The sequence below is a fragment of the Serratia sp. MMO-28 genome (assembly GCF_037199905.1).
GTDB lineage: Bacteria > Pseudomonadota > Gammaproteobacteria > Enterobacterales > Enterobacteriaceae > Chania > Chania oryzae.
Genome location: NZ_JBBCVB010000001.1, coordinates 94762 through 109010, shown reverse-complemented (window position 1 = coordinate 109010; position 14249 = coordinate 94762). Strand labels below are relative to the sequence as shown.

The 14249-nt window shown below is 55.2% G+C and carries 12 protein-coding genes; 7 read left to right on the top strand and 5 right to left on the bottom strand.

The genetic code is table 11. From position 1 onward, the window contains the following. Positions 1-4: 4 nt before the first annotated feature. On the bottom strand, positions 5-1348 hold the full coding sequence (gene rlmD / locus WG891_RS00455; RefSeq protein WP_337261163.1) for a 23S rRNA (uracil(1939)-C(5))-methyltransferase RlmD: 1344 nt from the start codon (positions 1346-1348) through the stop codon (positions 5-7). A gap of 64 nt (positions 1349-1412) precedes the next feature. Between rlmD and barA the strand changes: the two genes are divergently transcribed. Next, positions 1413-4151 carry a two-component sensor histidine kinase BarA gene (gene barA / locus WG891_RS00450; RefSeq protein WP_337261162.1) on the top strand — a complete coding sequence of 913 codons (2739 nt, stop codon included), beginning with the start codon at positions 1413-1415 and terminating at the stop codon, positions 4149-4151. A gap of 76 nt (positions 4152-4227) precedes the next feature. Here barA and degP read toward each other — a convergent pair whose 3' ends face one another. Both degP and dgt read right to left on the bottom strand, forming a co-directional pair. Next, complete coding sequence (gene degP, locus WG891_RS00445) at positions 4228-5670, bottom strand: serine endoprotease DegP (protein ID WP_337261161.1); 1443 nt, start codon at positions 5668-5670, stop codon at positions 4228-4230. Positions 5671-5862: 192 nt separating this feature from the next. Continuing rightward, on the bottom strand, positions 5863-7380 hold the full coding sequence (gene dgt / locus WG891_RS00440) for a dGTPase (protein ID WP_337261160.1): 1518 nt from the start codon (positions 7378-7380) through the stop codon (positions 5863-5865). Positions 7381-7518: 138 nt separating this feature from the next. Here dgt and mtnN point away from each other — a divergent pair, with 138 nt between their 5' ends. The 3 genes from mtnN to WG891_RS00425 are packed head-to-tail and all read left to right on the top strand — an operon-like array spanning position 7519 to position 9630. Continuing rightward, positions 7519-8220 (top strand): 5'-methylthioadenosine/S-adenosylhomocysteine nucleosidase, encoded by a 702-nt coding sequence (gene mtnN / locus WG891_RS00435; RefSeq protein WP_337261159.1) that lies wholly within the window; start codon positions 7519-7521, stop codon positions 8218-8220. Between the two features lie 10 nt (positions 8221-8230). Further along, positions 8231-9016 (top strand): vitamin B12 ABC transporter substrate-binding protein BtuF, encoded by a 786-nt coding sequence (btuF, locus tag WG891_RS00430; protein WP_337261357.1) that lies wholly within the window; start codon positions 8231-8233, stop codon positions 9014-9016. Further along, on the top strand, positions 9016-9630 hold the full coding sequence (locus WG891_RS00425; protein WP_337261158.1) for a TRIC cation channel family protein: 615 nt from the start codon (positions 9016-9018) through the stop codon (positions 9628-9630). Before btuF ends, WG891_RS00425 begins: the two co-directional genes overlap by 1 nt. Before the next feature lie 52 nt (positions 9631-9682). Here WG891_RS00425 and erpA read toward each other — a convergent pair whose 3' ends face one another. After that, a complete protein-coding gene (gene erpA, locus WG891_RS00420) occupies positions 9683-10027 on the bottom strand; it encodes an iron-sulfur cluster insertion protein ErpA (protein WP_019455090.1) in 345 nt (114 codons plus the stop codon). Positions 10028-10327: 300 nt separating this feature from the next. Between erpA and hemL the strand changes: the two genes are divergently transcribed. Further along, positions 10328-11617 carry a glutamate-1-semialdehyde 2,1-aminomutase gene (hemL, locus tag WG891_RS00415; protein WP_337261157.1) on the top strand — a complete coding sequence of 430 codons (1290 nt, stop codon included), beginning with the start codon at positions 10328-10330 and terminating at the stop codon, positions 11615-11617. A gap of 48 nt (positions 11618-11665) precedes the next feature. Here the strand turns inward: hemL and ampE are convergent, their stop codons facing one another. After that, positions 11666-12520: a beta-lactamase regulator AmpE gene (gene ampE, locus WG891_RS00410; RefSeq protein ID WP_156292649.1), complete on the bottom strand. Its 855-nt coding sequence runs from the start codon at positions 12518-12520 to the stop codon at positions 11666-11668. Between the two features lie 188 nt (positions 12521-12708). Between ampE and nadC the strand changes: the two genes are divergently transcribed. Further along, positions 12709-13599 (top strand): carboxylating nicotinate-nucleotide diphosphorylase, encoded by an 891-nt coding sequence (gene nadC, locus WG891_RS00405; RefSeq protein ID WP_337261156.1) that lies wholly within the window; start codon positions 12709-12711, stop codon positions 13597-13599. A 203-nt stretch (positions 13600-13802) separates the two neighbouring features. Then, the gene (gene ppdD / locus WG891_RS00400; protein WP_337261155.1) at positions 13803-14240 is read left to right on the top strand and encodes a prepilin peptidase-dependent pilin; all 438 of its coding nucleotides are present in this window, start codon (positions 13803-13805) and stop codon (positions 14238-14240) included. The last annotated feature ends 9 nt before the right edge of the window (positions 14241-14249 follow it).

The window sequence follows — 14249 nt, the reverse complement described above, 5'->3', positions numbered from 1 at the left end:
CTCCCTACTTTGCAGCGACTCCAGACGTTTGGATAAACAACGCCATGGATTCAAGATGCCCCGTGTGCGGAAACATATCCAACATCCGCACACGGGCAAGACGATAACCGGCATCCAGTAGCACTTTACTGTCACGTGCCAGCGTCGTGGGGTTACAGGAAACATACACCACCCGCTTTGGCGCCAGTTTTACAATATGTGACATCACACCCGCCGCACCTGCACGGGCGGGATCCAACATCACCTTATCAAAACCTTGAGCTGCCCAAGGCTGCCGTGCAACGTCATCTTCCAGATTCTCATGGAAAAAAGACAGATTACTCAGCAAATTCTTATGCGCATTATATTGCCCATTCGCTACCAGCGTGGCAACACCTTCAATGCCCACCACCGCTTTGGCACGCCGAGCCAGCGGCAAAGTGAAGTTACCCATCCCACAAAACAGGTCAAGTATCCGATCATTGGGCTCAATCTTTAACCACTCAAGGGCCTGAGCCACCATCTGCTGATTGACCGCATCATTAACCTGAATAAAATCGCGCGGACTGAACTCTAAGCGTAGTCCGTCGACCTGATAATACGGCGCTTCACCGCACAGTTTTTCGAGCCGATCGCTATCGGGGGCTAAATAAACCGTTACTTTTCTTTGCTGCGCAAAAGCCTCTAACGCCTGTCGATCGGCGGTTTTCAATACCTCGAGATGACGCAGCACCACCACCGGGCCATTATCCGCCAGCACCAGTTCGGCGTGCCCCAGGCGCTTCACGGCCTGCAGGCCACTGAGGCACTGCCGTAACGGCACCAGCAGTTGCTCCAGTTCTGGCGCTAATACCGAACACTGTTGTACCTCAACCAAATCAGTCGAAGCAGACTGGTGAAACCCCATCAGCAGCTTTTGCTGCTTCGGCTGCCACAGCAGCCCCAAACGTGCCCGCCGCCGATAACCATACTCTGGCCCGGCGATCACCGGCTCCGGCTGCGGTGTCACCCCAGTGGCTCGACCAATCATTCTCAGCAGCGCTGCCGCTTTACTCTGCTGTTGCAACGCTTGCGCAGCATGCTGCTGCTGGCAACCACCGCAGACACCAAAATGCGGGCAACGGGGCACCACCCGCTGTGGGCTGTGGCTCAGCAAGCGTTTCAACTCGCCCTTGGCGAACTGGCGTTTGTCTTCCGTCAGTTGGATTTCCGCCTGTTCACCTGGCAATACGCCGGGGACAAAAATCGCTTTACCTTCATGATGCGCTACGCCTTGCCCGAACGGATCGAGATCCGTTACGGTGATAGTCAATCTTTTTGAAGCTGGCCGGGTCGTCACTCGGCGTTTGGGGGAGTAGAATTGCGCCATAATTGTCGAATATGTGCTGGTTCACTAAGCTAGGATTAGCCTAATTCTCCCACATTGGAATCCCATGACCAAATACAGCCTGCGCGCGCGCATGATGATACTGATCCTGGCACCGACGCTACTGATCGGTTTGTTGCTCAGCACCTTCTTTGTGGTTCACCGCTACAACGAGCTGCAGGAACAGTTAGTTGATGCGGGGGCCAGCATCATTGAGCCCTTGGCTGTGGCCAGCGAATATGGCATGGCTTTCCGTAGCCGCGAGTCGGTCAGGCAGTTGGTCGGCCTGCTGCATCGCCGCCATTCGGATATCGTCCGTTCGATTTCCGTGTTTGACGCACAGAACAACCTGTTCGTCACCTCCAATAATCATCACAATTATACCCTGTTACAAATGCCGAAAGATGTGCCACTGCCCAGCGAACTGATGTTGACCCGGCGCGGTGATTCATTAATCCTGCGTACCCCCATCCTGTCGGAAAGCCCCATTCCTGACGAATCTACCGGTAGCGAAGCACACGCCGAAAACCGGCTTGGCTATGTAGCGATCGAACTGGATCTGAAATCGGTACGGCTGCAGCAATACAAGGAAGTCTTTATTTCCACCCTGCTATTACTGCTGTGTATGTGTATCGCCATCCTGTTTGCCTACCGCCTGATGCGCGACGTGACTGGCCCAATCCGCAATATGGTCAATACCGTGGACCGCATTCGCCGTGGCCAGCTCGACAGCCGGGTGGAAGGCTTTATGCTCGGCGAGCTGCACATGCTGAAAAACGGCATCAATTCGATGGCGATGTCACTGACCGCGTATCATGAGGAGATGCAGCAAAACATCGATCAGGCGACCTCCGATCTGCGCGAAACACTGGAGCAGATGGAGATCCAGAACGTCGAGCTGGATCTGGCCAAGAAACGTGCGCAGGAAGCTGCACGCATCAAGTCTGAATTCCTGGCCAATATGTCCCATGAGCTGCGTACGCCACTCAATGGCGTGATTGGCTTTACTCGCCAGATGCTGAAAACCTCGCTGAGTGCCACGCAGATCGATTATCTGCAAACCATTGAACGCTCAGCCAATAACCTGCTGACCATCATCAACGACGTACTAGATTTCTCCAAGCTGGAAGCGGGCAAACTGATACTGGAGCATATTCCGTTCTCGCTGCGTGAAACGCTGGACGAAGTGATCGTCCTGCTGGCCCCTAGCGCCCACGAAAAGGGTTTGGAACTGACGCTGGATGTGCAAAATGATGTGCCCGAGCAGGTGATTGGCGATTCATTACGCCTGCAACAGGTCATTACCAACCTGCTTGGCAACGCCATCAAATTCACCGAAACCGGCAATATTGATATCCGCGTCGAATTGCGCGACCAACTGGAGCGACAGGTGGAGCTGGAGGTACAGATCCACGATACCGGCATTGGTATTTCGGAGCGCCAACAGTCGCAGCTGTTCCAAGCATTCCGCCAGGCGGATGCCAGCATTTCACGCCGTCACGGCGGCACCGGATTAGGTCTGGTGATTACTCAGAAACTGGTGAAAGAGATGAATGGCGATATCTGTTTCTACAGCCAGTTGAATCGCGGTTCAACCTTCTGGTTCCATATTACGCTCGATCTCAATGACGGTATGCTGTCGCCTCCGCCAAGTCTGCCAGATCTGCGCGGCAAAACGCTGGCCTACATCGAAGCCAATCCAACGGCCGCTCAGGCCACGCTGAACATGCTGAGCGCCACTCAACTGATTGTCACCCATTCACCGACGTTAGGGAAACTGCCGAAAAACGATTACGACTTCCTGCTGATTGGTGTCCCGATCCCGTATCGTGACAGCATCCCACAGCACCGGGATAAGCTGCATGACGCGCTGAAAGTCGCCAGCCGGGTGATCCTCGCCTTGCCAAGCCAATCGCAGGTTGATGCCGAAGAAATGAAAAAACTCGGTGCTATTGGTTGCCTGATTAAGCCAATCACCAGCAATCGCCTGTATCCGCTGTTGCGGATGGAGTCACTACAGCAGTTGGCCGCACCGCCGGTGCGTCAGCGCCTGCCGCTGACGGTGATGGCGGTGGACGACAACCCAGCGAACCTGAAACTGATCGGTACCCTACTGGCGGAACAGGTAGAAAATACCCTGCTGTGCGGGAGTGGTGAAGAGGCCATTGCCTTGGCGCGCGAAAACGTGCTGGACATGATCCTGATGGATATCCAGATGCCCAATATTGATGGCATCCGTGCCGGTGAACTGATCCGCCAGATGCCGCATCATAATTCCACCCCGATCGTCGCAGTCACCGCTCATGCTATCAGCGGTGAGCGTGAACATCTGTTGCAGTCAGGGATGGACGACTATCTGGCCAAACCCATTGATGAAGCCATGCTTTCGCAGGTGCTGGCCCGTTACCACACCCACGAGTTCGCACCAGAACCGGTTATTCCGCGCAGTACCACAGAACTGCCATTATCGTTAGACTGGCCGCTGGCGCTGCGTCAGGCCGCCAATAAAGAAGATTTAGCCCGCGATCTGCTGCAGATGCTGGTCGAATTTCTGCCAGAAGTCACTGAACGGGTAAAGGCGCTGTTAGAAGGGAAAGCTGATGACAGTATTCTCGATCTGATTCACAAGCTGCATGGCAGCTGCAGTTACAGCGGCGTGCCACGCCTTAAGCAACTGTGCTATTACCTGGAACAGCAATTACGTCAAGGCACGAACAGCCACGATCTAGAGCCAGAATGGCTGGAATTACTGGATGAAATAGAGCTGGTGAATACCGAAGCACGGTTTTATCTAAGTAATTCCTGAGTACCGGCCTTAAATAGCACCAAGCCCAAACGTTGTTTGGGCTTGGTTGTTTTACAGGTTTACACGCCGTTGAATCTTATTGCATCAGCAGATACAGCGTAGAGTCACCACGTTGAATGTTCAGCGCCAAAACCGAAGGTTTGCTGTCGAGGATTTTACGCAGCTCCCCCAGATTCTCTACCGGCTGCTGGTTCACACCGAGGATCAGGTCACCTTTCTTCAGGCCAATGCGCGCCGCAGCACTGCCCGCCTTCACATTATCCACTTTCACCCCTTTATGAGCGCCGGTGCCGTTGCTCAGTTCAGCGCCTTCGATACCGGTATAAATATTGCCGGATTCAACCTGAGCCTGGCTGCCTTGTTCCAGCGTCAGTTCAACCGTCAACGGTTTGCCGTCACGGATCAGGCCCAGCGACATTTTGGTACCAATTGGCAGGGTACCGATTTCCGCACGGAACGAAGCGAAGCTGGAAATCGCTTTGCCGTTCAGGGTTACGATCACGTCACCCGCCTTGATACCGGCCTTCTCAGCGGAAGACTTCGGCATTACCTGGCTGATAAACGCACCACGCTGGGCATCCACCTTCATCGCCTGCGCCAGTTCAGAGTTCAGTTCGGTCCCCATAATCCCCAGTTCGCCGCGTTTTACCTGGCCGAATTCCACCATTTGCGCCGTCAGGTTTTTCACCATATTGCTTGGGATGGCGAAACCGATGCCGATGTTGCCACCGTCCGGCGCCAGAATCGCAGTGTTGATACCGATCAGTTCACCGTTCAGGTTCACCAGCGCACCACCGGAGTTACCGCGGTTAATCGCGGCGTCGGTCTGGATAAAGTTCTCGTAATTTTCGATGTTCAGGCCGCTGCGCCCCAGCGCAGAAACGATACCGGAGGTGACGGTTTCACCCAGACCATAAGGGTTACCGATCGCCACGGTGTAATCACCCACGCGTAATTGCTCGGAATCAGCCATCTTGATCGCCGTGAGATTTTTAGCGTCTTTCAGTTGGATCAGCGCGATATCCGAGCGCGGATCTTTACCGATCACTTTGGCTTCGAAGCGACGGCCATCGCTCAGTTGCACCTGGATCTTGCTGGCATTGTCTACCACGTGGTTATTGGTCACCACATAGCCTTTAGCGGCATCGATGATGACACCCGAACCCAGTGACTTAAAGGTTTCCTTGGCACCCTGATCGCCACCAGGCCCTGCCTGGCCACCCTGACACATTGGTGACCCCTGGAACGGCGAACCGTCCTGACAGAACGGCGAATTTTCGCCAAAGAACTGTTGGAACTGCTGAGGCATTCTTTGTTGCGCGCTCACCGGCGTGCTGCCTTCAACGTTGATGCTCACCACGGACGGCATCACCTTTTCCAACATCGGGGCCAGACTCGGCAATTGTTGCGAGCTCGGCGATGCCGATGCACTTTCTGCAGCGTTAGCGCTCGCTACCGGCCCCAAAGTCAAACCAATGCTGAATGCCAAGGCGCTTAAAACTAATACGGTTTTTTTCATCTGTGTGTCTCTTTAAAAGTCGTTCAGGAAATACTGCGAATTTGTGCCTATTCAGAGCGTATTAAAGCACCGAAGTTCCGACCACGAGAGATAGCTAATAGTAAACAAATATTGTCCGTCTTTACAAAACTCGAAATAAAGCTCGGCATGGGTTAGCAGGGCTGTAAAATAAGATTTTTCTTGATCAGGTAATTATTCTGCCGCCATTAAACGACGGTATTCATCATAGGCATAAAGATCGGTCATACCGCTGATATAATCCTGCAATAATCGCGCACGAAAATAATATTCTCTGATCGCTTGCTGCTCCGTGGAAAGATGCTGCACCCCCTCCACCGCTTCAACGTAAGCCAACCGATGTTTAGTGGAAAGCTTGTGAAACAGCCGTGTTTCAATCGGAAATGCGCGGTGGCTGTCATCGCGCACCAGTTGGCTGAAATCCGCCTGCGACATCGCCAGCAACGGGCTATAGATATCCAGCAGACCGCTGATCACCCGGTAACCCTGCAGCTCAAGCTGTTCTACCTCGGGGTGATTGAACACATGTTTGAAAGCCACGTTTTTAAAGATTTCCAGCAGCTTATATACTGAGCTCGAGTCCTCCAACAGCGCACCATTAAAGCGGCCATGAAAAACCGCATCCAGATTGTCGATAAAACGCTGGGCGGCATGCGGCACCAACCGCGCCACGGTAAATACCCGCAGGTACATAAAAAACTGATCTTCTGAACTTCGGCGCGCACCGCCACGATCGATTTTACGAAATGCGCTGGCCACGGTTTTATCAAATAAATCCCCCGGCGTGACCTCACCCCACTCCTGCGTTAAATGCTGATACAATTGCTCCACGGTAAAAATGTTTTTTTCCACCGCATCTTCCAGATCGGCAACGCAATAAGAAATATCATCAGCGGCTTCCATAATATAGGTGAGAGGGAAACGATCGAATTCCCCCATATTCAATTCCCGCCGTAAACGATCGACAAACGCCTCTTCCGCCAGATAAAAACCCGGCTTTTTCATCAGGTAACTGTGGCTGGCCGGGATATCGCTCGCCCAATAGGCCGGGCGGGTATATTTCAGAATGCAACCGACCTGGGCATAGGTCAGGTTCAGCTTCAACAGGGTATGCACCAGGCGGATCGCCTGAGCATTGCCTTCGAACTGGCTGAGATCCTGCCGGATACGGCTGCGCAGCCGGTTCAGATCGCTCTCCCCTTCACGCAGGCGCAACACGTCAACCAAGCAACCCTCATGGCTGCTCGGCTCGCTGCCGCAGTTGGCCGGATCAAGACGCTGGCGGAACCAGTTGTTGATCGCCGATTCGCCGAAATGACCAAAGGGCGGGTTGCCAATGTCGTGCATCAGGCAGGCCATTTCCACAATGCTTTCAAACGGATCGAGCAGTTTGCTCAGGCCGAGCGCATCGATACGCTGATCCTGTTTGAAGCGGTTGAGGATCTCTTTGGCAATATGCCGCCCCACCTGCTGCACTTCCATCGAATGGGTCAGGCGGCTGCGCACCGCCGCATTACGCTCCAGCGGGAACACCTGCGTTTTTTGCTGCAAACGGCGGATCGCCGCCGAATTGACGATGCGCCCACGATCGCTCTCAAACTGCCGGACGATGTCGTACTCTTCTTCGGCTTCAATCGGCTTGCTGAATGGCCGCTGAAAGCTGATTTTCTGCTTAAAGTCGATCCCGGACATCTGTTTCTCCCACCGTTGCGCGCTCCCTCCGTGATATCAATTCCCGGCAGCAGATGCAACGGTATTGCGGATTATCTCTCTTTCAGAGCCATGATAGACTATGGCGCAATTTCCACACCCAATCAGCGAGTGTTATTTATGAAAGTAGGCATCATCGGCGCAATGGAAGAAGAAGTTACCCTGCTGCGCGCGCAAATTGAAAACCGTCAGACCATTCAGCGCGCAGGCTGTGAAATCTATACCGGCCAGATTGGCGGAGTCGACGTCGCACTGCTGAAATCCGGGATCGGCAAAGTCGCGGCAGCGCTGGGTACTACGCTGCTGCTGGAACATTGCCAGCCCGATGTGGTGATCAACACCGGTTCCGCCGGTGGTTTGGCATCAACGCTGAAAGTCGGGGATATCGTGATTTCTGAAGAAGTACGCTATCACGATGCCGATGTCACCGCCTTCGGTTATCAACCGGGCCAGATGGCCGGTTGCCCGGCGGCCTTTGTTGCCAACGATGAGCTGATCGCCCTGGCGGAAAACTGCATCAAACAGCTTGATCTGCACGCCGTGCGCGGCCTGATTTGCAGCGGTGATGCTTTCATCAACGGCGCTGAGCCGCTGGCACGCATCCGCGCCACCTTCCCGAACGTGGCGGCAGTTGAGATGGAAGCCGCTGCCGTGGGCCATGTCTGCTATCAATTCGGCACACCTTTTGTGGTGGTGCGCGCGATTTCCGACGTGGCCGATCAGGAATCGCACATGAGCTTTGACGAATTCCTGACCGTGGCCGCCAAGCAGTCGTCGCTGATGGTCAACACCATGCTGCAAGCTCTGGCTAAGCGCGGTTAATGTGAAGGCACTGTTATGGCTGCTGGCATTATGCTTGGCACTGCCCGCCAGCGCGGCTCAGCGTGTTATCAGCCTGGCGCCCAACACCACAGAACTCGCCTATGCTGCCGGCATGGGCGAAACCCTGGTGGCAGCGAGTGCCTATTCGGATTACCCCCCTGCCGCAAAAAAGCTGGAACAGGTGGCTTCGTGGCAAGGTATGAATCTGGAACGGATATTGGCGCTGAAGCCGGATCTGATCCTCGCCTGGCGCGGCGGTAACCCGCAACGGCTATTGGATCAGCTCGCCTCATTCGGTATCCCGATCTTCTACGCAGATGCCCAAAATATTGATGACATCGCAAAGTCGCTGGATGCGCTGGCGCAATACAGCCCTCATCCAGAGCAGGCGCATCAGGCCGCAGAGAGCATGCGCCAGCAAATGGCCGCGCTGAAAGCCCAATATGCTCATAATCAGCCACGCCGCGTGTTGTTGCAGTTTGGCACTCAGCCTTTGTTCACCGCTTCCGCAGCCACGCTGCAAAGCCAGGTGCTTGCGCTGTGCGGCGCAGAAAACATTTTTGCCGACAGCCGCATGCCGTGGCCGCAGATCAGCCGCGAACAGGTGCTGGCGCGCCAGCCGCAGACCATCGTCATCACCGGTGGCGCACAGCAGATCGCCAGCGTGAAGGCGTTCTGGGCGCCACAGCTGGCAGTTCCTGTCATTGCGCTGAATGAAGACTGGTTCAACCGCGCCGGGCCACGCATTATGCTGGCGGCCCAGGAGCTCTGTAGCCAACTGGCGGAGGTCAAATAATGCTGGTTTTTTGGTTGGATATTCTCGGTACCGCTGTGTTTGCCATCTCTGGTGTCTTGCTGGCGGGGAAACTGCGGATGGATCCGTTCGGCGTACTGGTGCTGGGCGTGGTAACTGCAGTGGGCGGCGGGACGATCCGCGATATGGCGCTGGCCAACGGGCCGGTATTCTGGGTGAAAGATCCGACCGATCTGGTGGTCGCCATGATCACCTGCGTGCTGACGCTGCTGCTGGTGCGCCAGCCGCGCCGCTTGCCAAAATGGATCCTGCCGGTGCTGGACGCGGTGGGGTTAGCGGTATTCGTTGGCATTGGCGTGAATAAAGCGCTGGCGGCAGGCACCAGCCCGCTGGTGGCCGTGTGCATGGGGGTGATTACCGGCGTCGGCGGCGGCATTATCCGCGACGTGCTGGCTCGCGAAATCCCGATGATCCTGCGCACCGAGGTTTATGCCACCGCCTGCATTATCGGTGGGATCGTGCATACCACCGCGTCCTACACCTTCGGGATGCCGCTACAGCAGGCCATGATGCTGGGCATGGCGATCACACTGGGTATCCGGCTGGCGGCCATCCGCTGGCACCTGAAGTTACCTGCCTTTATCCTCGAAAAATAATAAAAAACCCGCGAACCGTTATGGTTGGCGGGTTTTTTCATGGCTTAGGGGCTCAGATACTGAATGAAGAACCGCAGCCACAGGTCGTTTTAGCATTCGGGTTGGTCACCACAAAGCGCGAACCCTCCAGCCCTTCGGTGTAATCCACCGAACCACCAACCAGATATTGCAGGCTCATTGGGTCAACCACCAGCGCAACGCCTTGCTTCTCGATGGTCATGTCACCGTCGTTGACCTTGTCGTCAAAAGTGAAGCCGTACTGGAATCCGCTGCAACCGCCACCGGTAATGTAAACCCGCAACTTCAGGTTTGGATTTTCTTCGTCAGCAATCAGGAACTTAACCTTGTTTGCTGCTGCCTCGGTAAATTGCAGGGGCAGTGCTGTTTCATCACTCATACTCTTTACTCCCAACATGTTGCGCATCAGGCTAGCCTGATCAATGCCTTTGATTATCTAATACCTGAGTGTTGCGTTCAAGTATTCACCGCATTTGTTGTATTTTCTTTACTTGTTTCTTTTGCCGCAACCCAAGCCTGCTCGTCTAATGTGCGGCCCAATACCGAGGAATACAAGAGCTTGCACCCTGAAACTGAGCGGGCCACCAGGGTTCATCAACACGCGATCGTTTCATAACGTAGCGCACTCCTCTAGAATAGCGCGGTCAAATCATTCAAATAAAAATCCAGGAGCCGATTTATGAGCTTACACAGCAAGTCCGAAAGTCTGTATGCCCAGGCGCAACAGTTAATCCCCGGCGGGGTTAACTCTCCGGTGCGTGCATTCACCGGTGTCGGCGGCACACCACTGTTTATCGAACGCGCTGACGGTGCTTACCTTTTTGATGCCGATGGCAAAGCCTATATCGATTACGTCGGTTCCTGGGGCCCCATGGTGCTGGGCCACAATCATCCGGCGATCCGTAATGCGGTCATCGAAGCGGCGCAGCGTGGCCTGAGCTTTGGCGCACCGACCGAAATGGAAGTCAAAATGGCGCAGTTGGTTACCGAACTGGTGCCGACGATGGATATGGTGCGTATGGTGAACTCCGGTACGGAAGCGACCATGAGCGCCATTCGTCTGGCGCGCGGTTACACCCATCGTGACAAAATCATCAAGTTTGAAGGTTGTTATCACGGCCACGCCGACTGCCTGCTGGTCAAAGCCGGCTCCGGCGCTCTGACGCTAGGCCAGCCAAACTCACCGGGCGTACCGGCCGATTTTGCCAAACATACTCTGACCTGCACCTTTAACGATCTTGAGTCTGTGCGTAGCGCGTTTGAACAATACCCAGCAGAGATCGCCTGTATCATCGTTGAACCGGTAGCTGGCAACATGAACTGCGTACCACCACTGCCAGAATTCCTGCCCGGCCTGCGCGCATTGTGCGATCAATATGGCGCGCTGCTGATTATTGACGAAGTCATGACCGGGTTCCGCGTTGCCCTGGCGGGTGCGCAAAGTTATTACGATGTGGTGCCGGATCTGACCTGCCTCGGCAAAATTATCGGCGGCGGCATGCCGGTCGGGGCCTTCGGTGGCCGTCGTGAAGTGATGGACGCATTGGCCCCCACCGGGCCGGTCTATCAGGCCGGGACGCTGTCGGGCAACCCGATTGCCATGGCGGCAGGTTTCGCCTGTCTGACCGAGGTTTCACAGGTGGGCATCCACCAGACGTTGACTGAACTGACCGACAAACTGGCCAGAGGCCTGCTGGAAGCGGCAAAAGCCGAAAACATTCCGTTTGTCGTCAACCATGTTGGCGGTATGTTCGGCCTGTTCTTTACCGACGCACCAGCCGTCACCTGCTATCAGGACGTGATGCAATGTGATGTTGAACGCTTCAAGCGCTTCTTCCACCTGATGCTGGACGAAGGGATTTATCTGGCGCCCTCAGCATTCGAGGCCGGGTTTATGTCGGTCGCACACAGCGATGAAGACATTCAGCGCACCGTCGCTGCGGCCCGCCGCTGCTTCGCCAAGCTGTAAATCAGTTCGCGGGCGCATTGCGCGCCCGCTCTCTCACTACACTGCGGTTTAAACCAGCGTACCGTAAATTGTCAGCAGCGCCACCACTACCAGGATAATCATTGTCACCTTCCGCGCCAGCGTGACCGCAGCTCGTGGTGTCTGCACCTGATCATCATGCGGATCGCGCGCTAAAGAGAACTGCGCCAGACGCGTCAACACCAGATATTGTGAAGTATGGCGATCGCCTAACGAAGCAAACCAGGCAGGCAAGGCTTTTTCACCGTGACCAAATAGCGCATAGGCCACCCCAGCCAACCGCACCGGGATCCAATCCAGCCAGTGCAGCAGAAAATCGATACCGGCCTGGGAACGCTCCAGTGGCGTCTGGTGGCGCGCCAACCAGGTTTGATAAGCGCGCAGAAAAGCATAGCCTGCCAGCGCAATCGGCCCATAAGGCCCGCCTACCACAAACCAGAATAACGGTGCCAGATAATAGCGATAGTTAATCCACAGCAACGCATTCTGCAGCCCGCGCAGCCGCTCTTCTTTGCTACAACCAACCGGGAGGCCATGGATCAAGGCCAATTCTTCTGCCATCTGATCGCTGGCATGCTCGTCGCCCTGACGGGCAGCGCTTAAATAGGCACGGTAATGCTTACGCTTGACACCCGCCCCCACGCACAGCAGCCCAATCAGGATCCACAACAGCAGCACGACCACACCAAAAAGCAGGCCTTTAGCCAGCCACAGGATGCCCCCGATCAGCGCCATCCAGACAATAACCATAAACAGCGTTTGTGCCAGCGAAAACCGGTGCAGGCGCTGAAACACCACTTCAAGGCGGTGGTCCAACTGCCAATGCTCACCCAGTTTAAATAGACGTTCCCACGCCAGAACCAGTAACAGCGTAAACAGCGTCATTAGCTAATCCTCTCCTCTCGTTATCTTTACCCAGCTTAGCGCCGCTGGGCTGAGCGGGTTGTTACCAGGTAGAACTGCCTTTAACACTGGCGTCCCAGAACAGCACCTGACCTCGCTACGGTGGTACTTGCTTTCGCAACAGAGTAGCATGATCGCTTACAAACCTACCGCCCATTCCGGAGTTTTCTATGCCGACACGCCGTTACAGTGCTGACAGTCGCCGTACCGCGCTTCTTGAACGTATTGAAAGTGATATCCCTTATACCGTTGCCCAAGCGCTGAGAGAGGACCTGGGGGGGGAAGTGGATGCCGAGCGCGATATTACCGCGCAATTACTCCCGCCAGACAAGCAGGCTGAAGCCACCGTCATCACCCGCGAACCGGGTATTTTCTGTGGCCGCCGCTGGATGGATGAAGTGTTTATCCAATTGGGTGGGCAGGTGAGAATAGAGTGGCTGGTGCAGGATGGCGATCGTCTGGTGCCTAACCAGCCCCTGTGCCACCTGAGTGGCCCGGCGCGCATCCTGCTGACCGGCGAGCGCACTGCGCTGAATTTTGTCCAAACCCTTTCCGGTGTCGCTACCGCAGTCAGCCATTACGTTGAATTGCTTAAAGGTACGCAAACCCGCCTGCTGGATACGCGCAAAACGCTGCCAGGCCTGCGTACTGCGTTAAAATATGCCGTGCTGTGCGGCGGTGGCAGCAATCATCGTCTGGGCCTTTCTGACGCTTTCCTGATTAAAGAAAACCACATCATTGCTTCAGGGTCGATCAAAAACGCGGTGGAAAAAGCCTTCTGGCTGCACGCCGACGTCCCGGTAGAGGTGGAGGTTGAATCATTGGACGAACTACAGCAGGCGCTGGATGCCGGTGCCGACATCGTGATGCTGGATAATTTCAGCCTGGCGATGATGCGCGATGCCGTTGCCCTGGCTCAGGGGCGAACACAGCTTGAAGTTTCCGGTAACGTCACTGCCCAGACCCTGCGGGAGTTTGCCGCAACCGGCGTGGACTACATCTCGGTGGGGGCATTGACCAAGCACGTCACCGCTCTCGATTTGTCGATGCGTTTTCAATAATCCCCTCTCTCAAACCGCCTTTTTGCTACCGCAGAGAGGCGTTTTTCATCTCTCAATCTGCGAAATACCACGCATTATTTTTTAACCGCCCGCAACGCCAACACGTTGCACTGGAACACCCACGCACAATCGTCATCGCTCGCTCGCCAGCGGCAGCCCAGCGTTTTAACGTTGCCTCCACGCTTATTGGGAGGAGACAACAGATGGAAACACAACGCGGTTTTACCTTGATCGAGTTAATGGTGGTCATTGCGATTATCGCCATACTGAGTGCTATCGGCATTCCCGCTTATCAGCGCTACATCCAGAAAGCAGCCATGACCGACATGTTGCAGGCGATGACGCCTTACAAGATGGCGGTCGAACTTTGTTCGCTGGAAAACGGCGGCACAACCGGTTGCAACGCGGGCAGCAAAGGCATCCCCGCCGGTGCGGCATCACGCTATGTCAGTAAAATTGAGGTCAGCCAGGGAGCCATCAGCCTGACCGGTACGCAAAGCTTACAGGGGCTGAGTACCACGCTCACACCGGTACAGGATCCCTCTGGCTTAATCCGCTGGACGCGCCTATGCAGCAGCGATGACAGTAACCTCAAGGAAACTTGCCAGGAAGTATTCCGCTTTGATGATGCGGCTGAATGAGGGCCACCG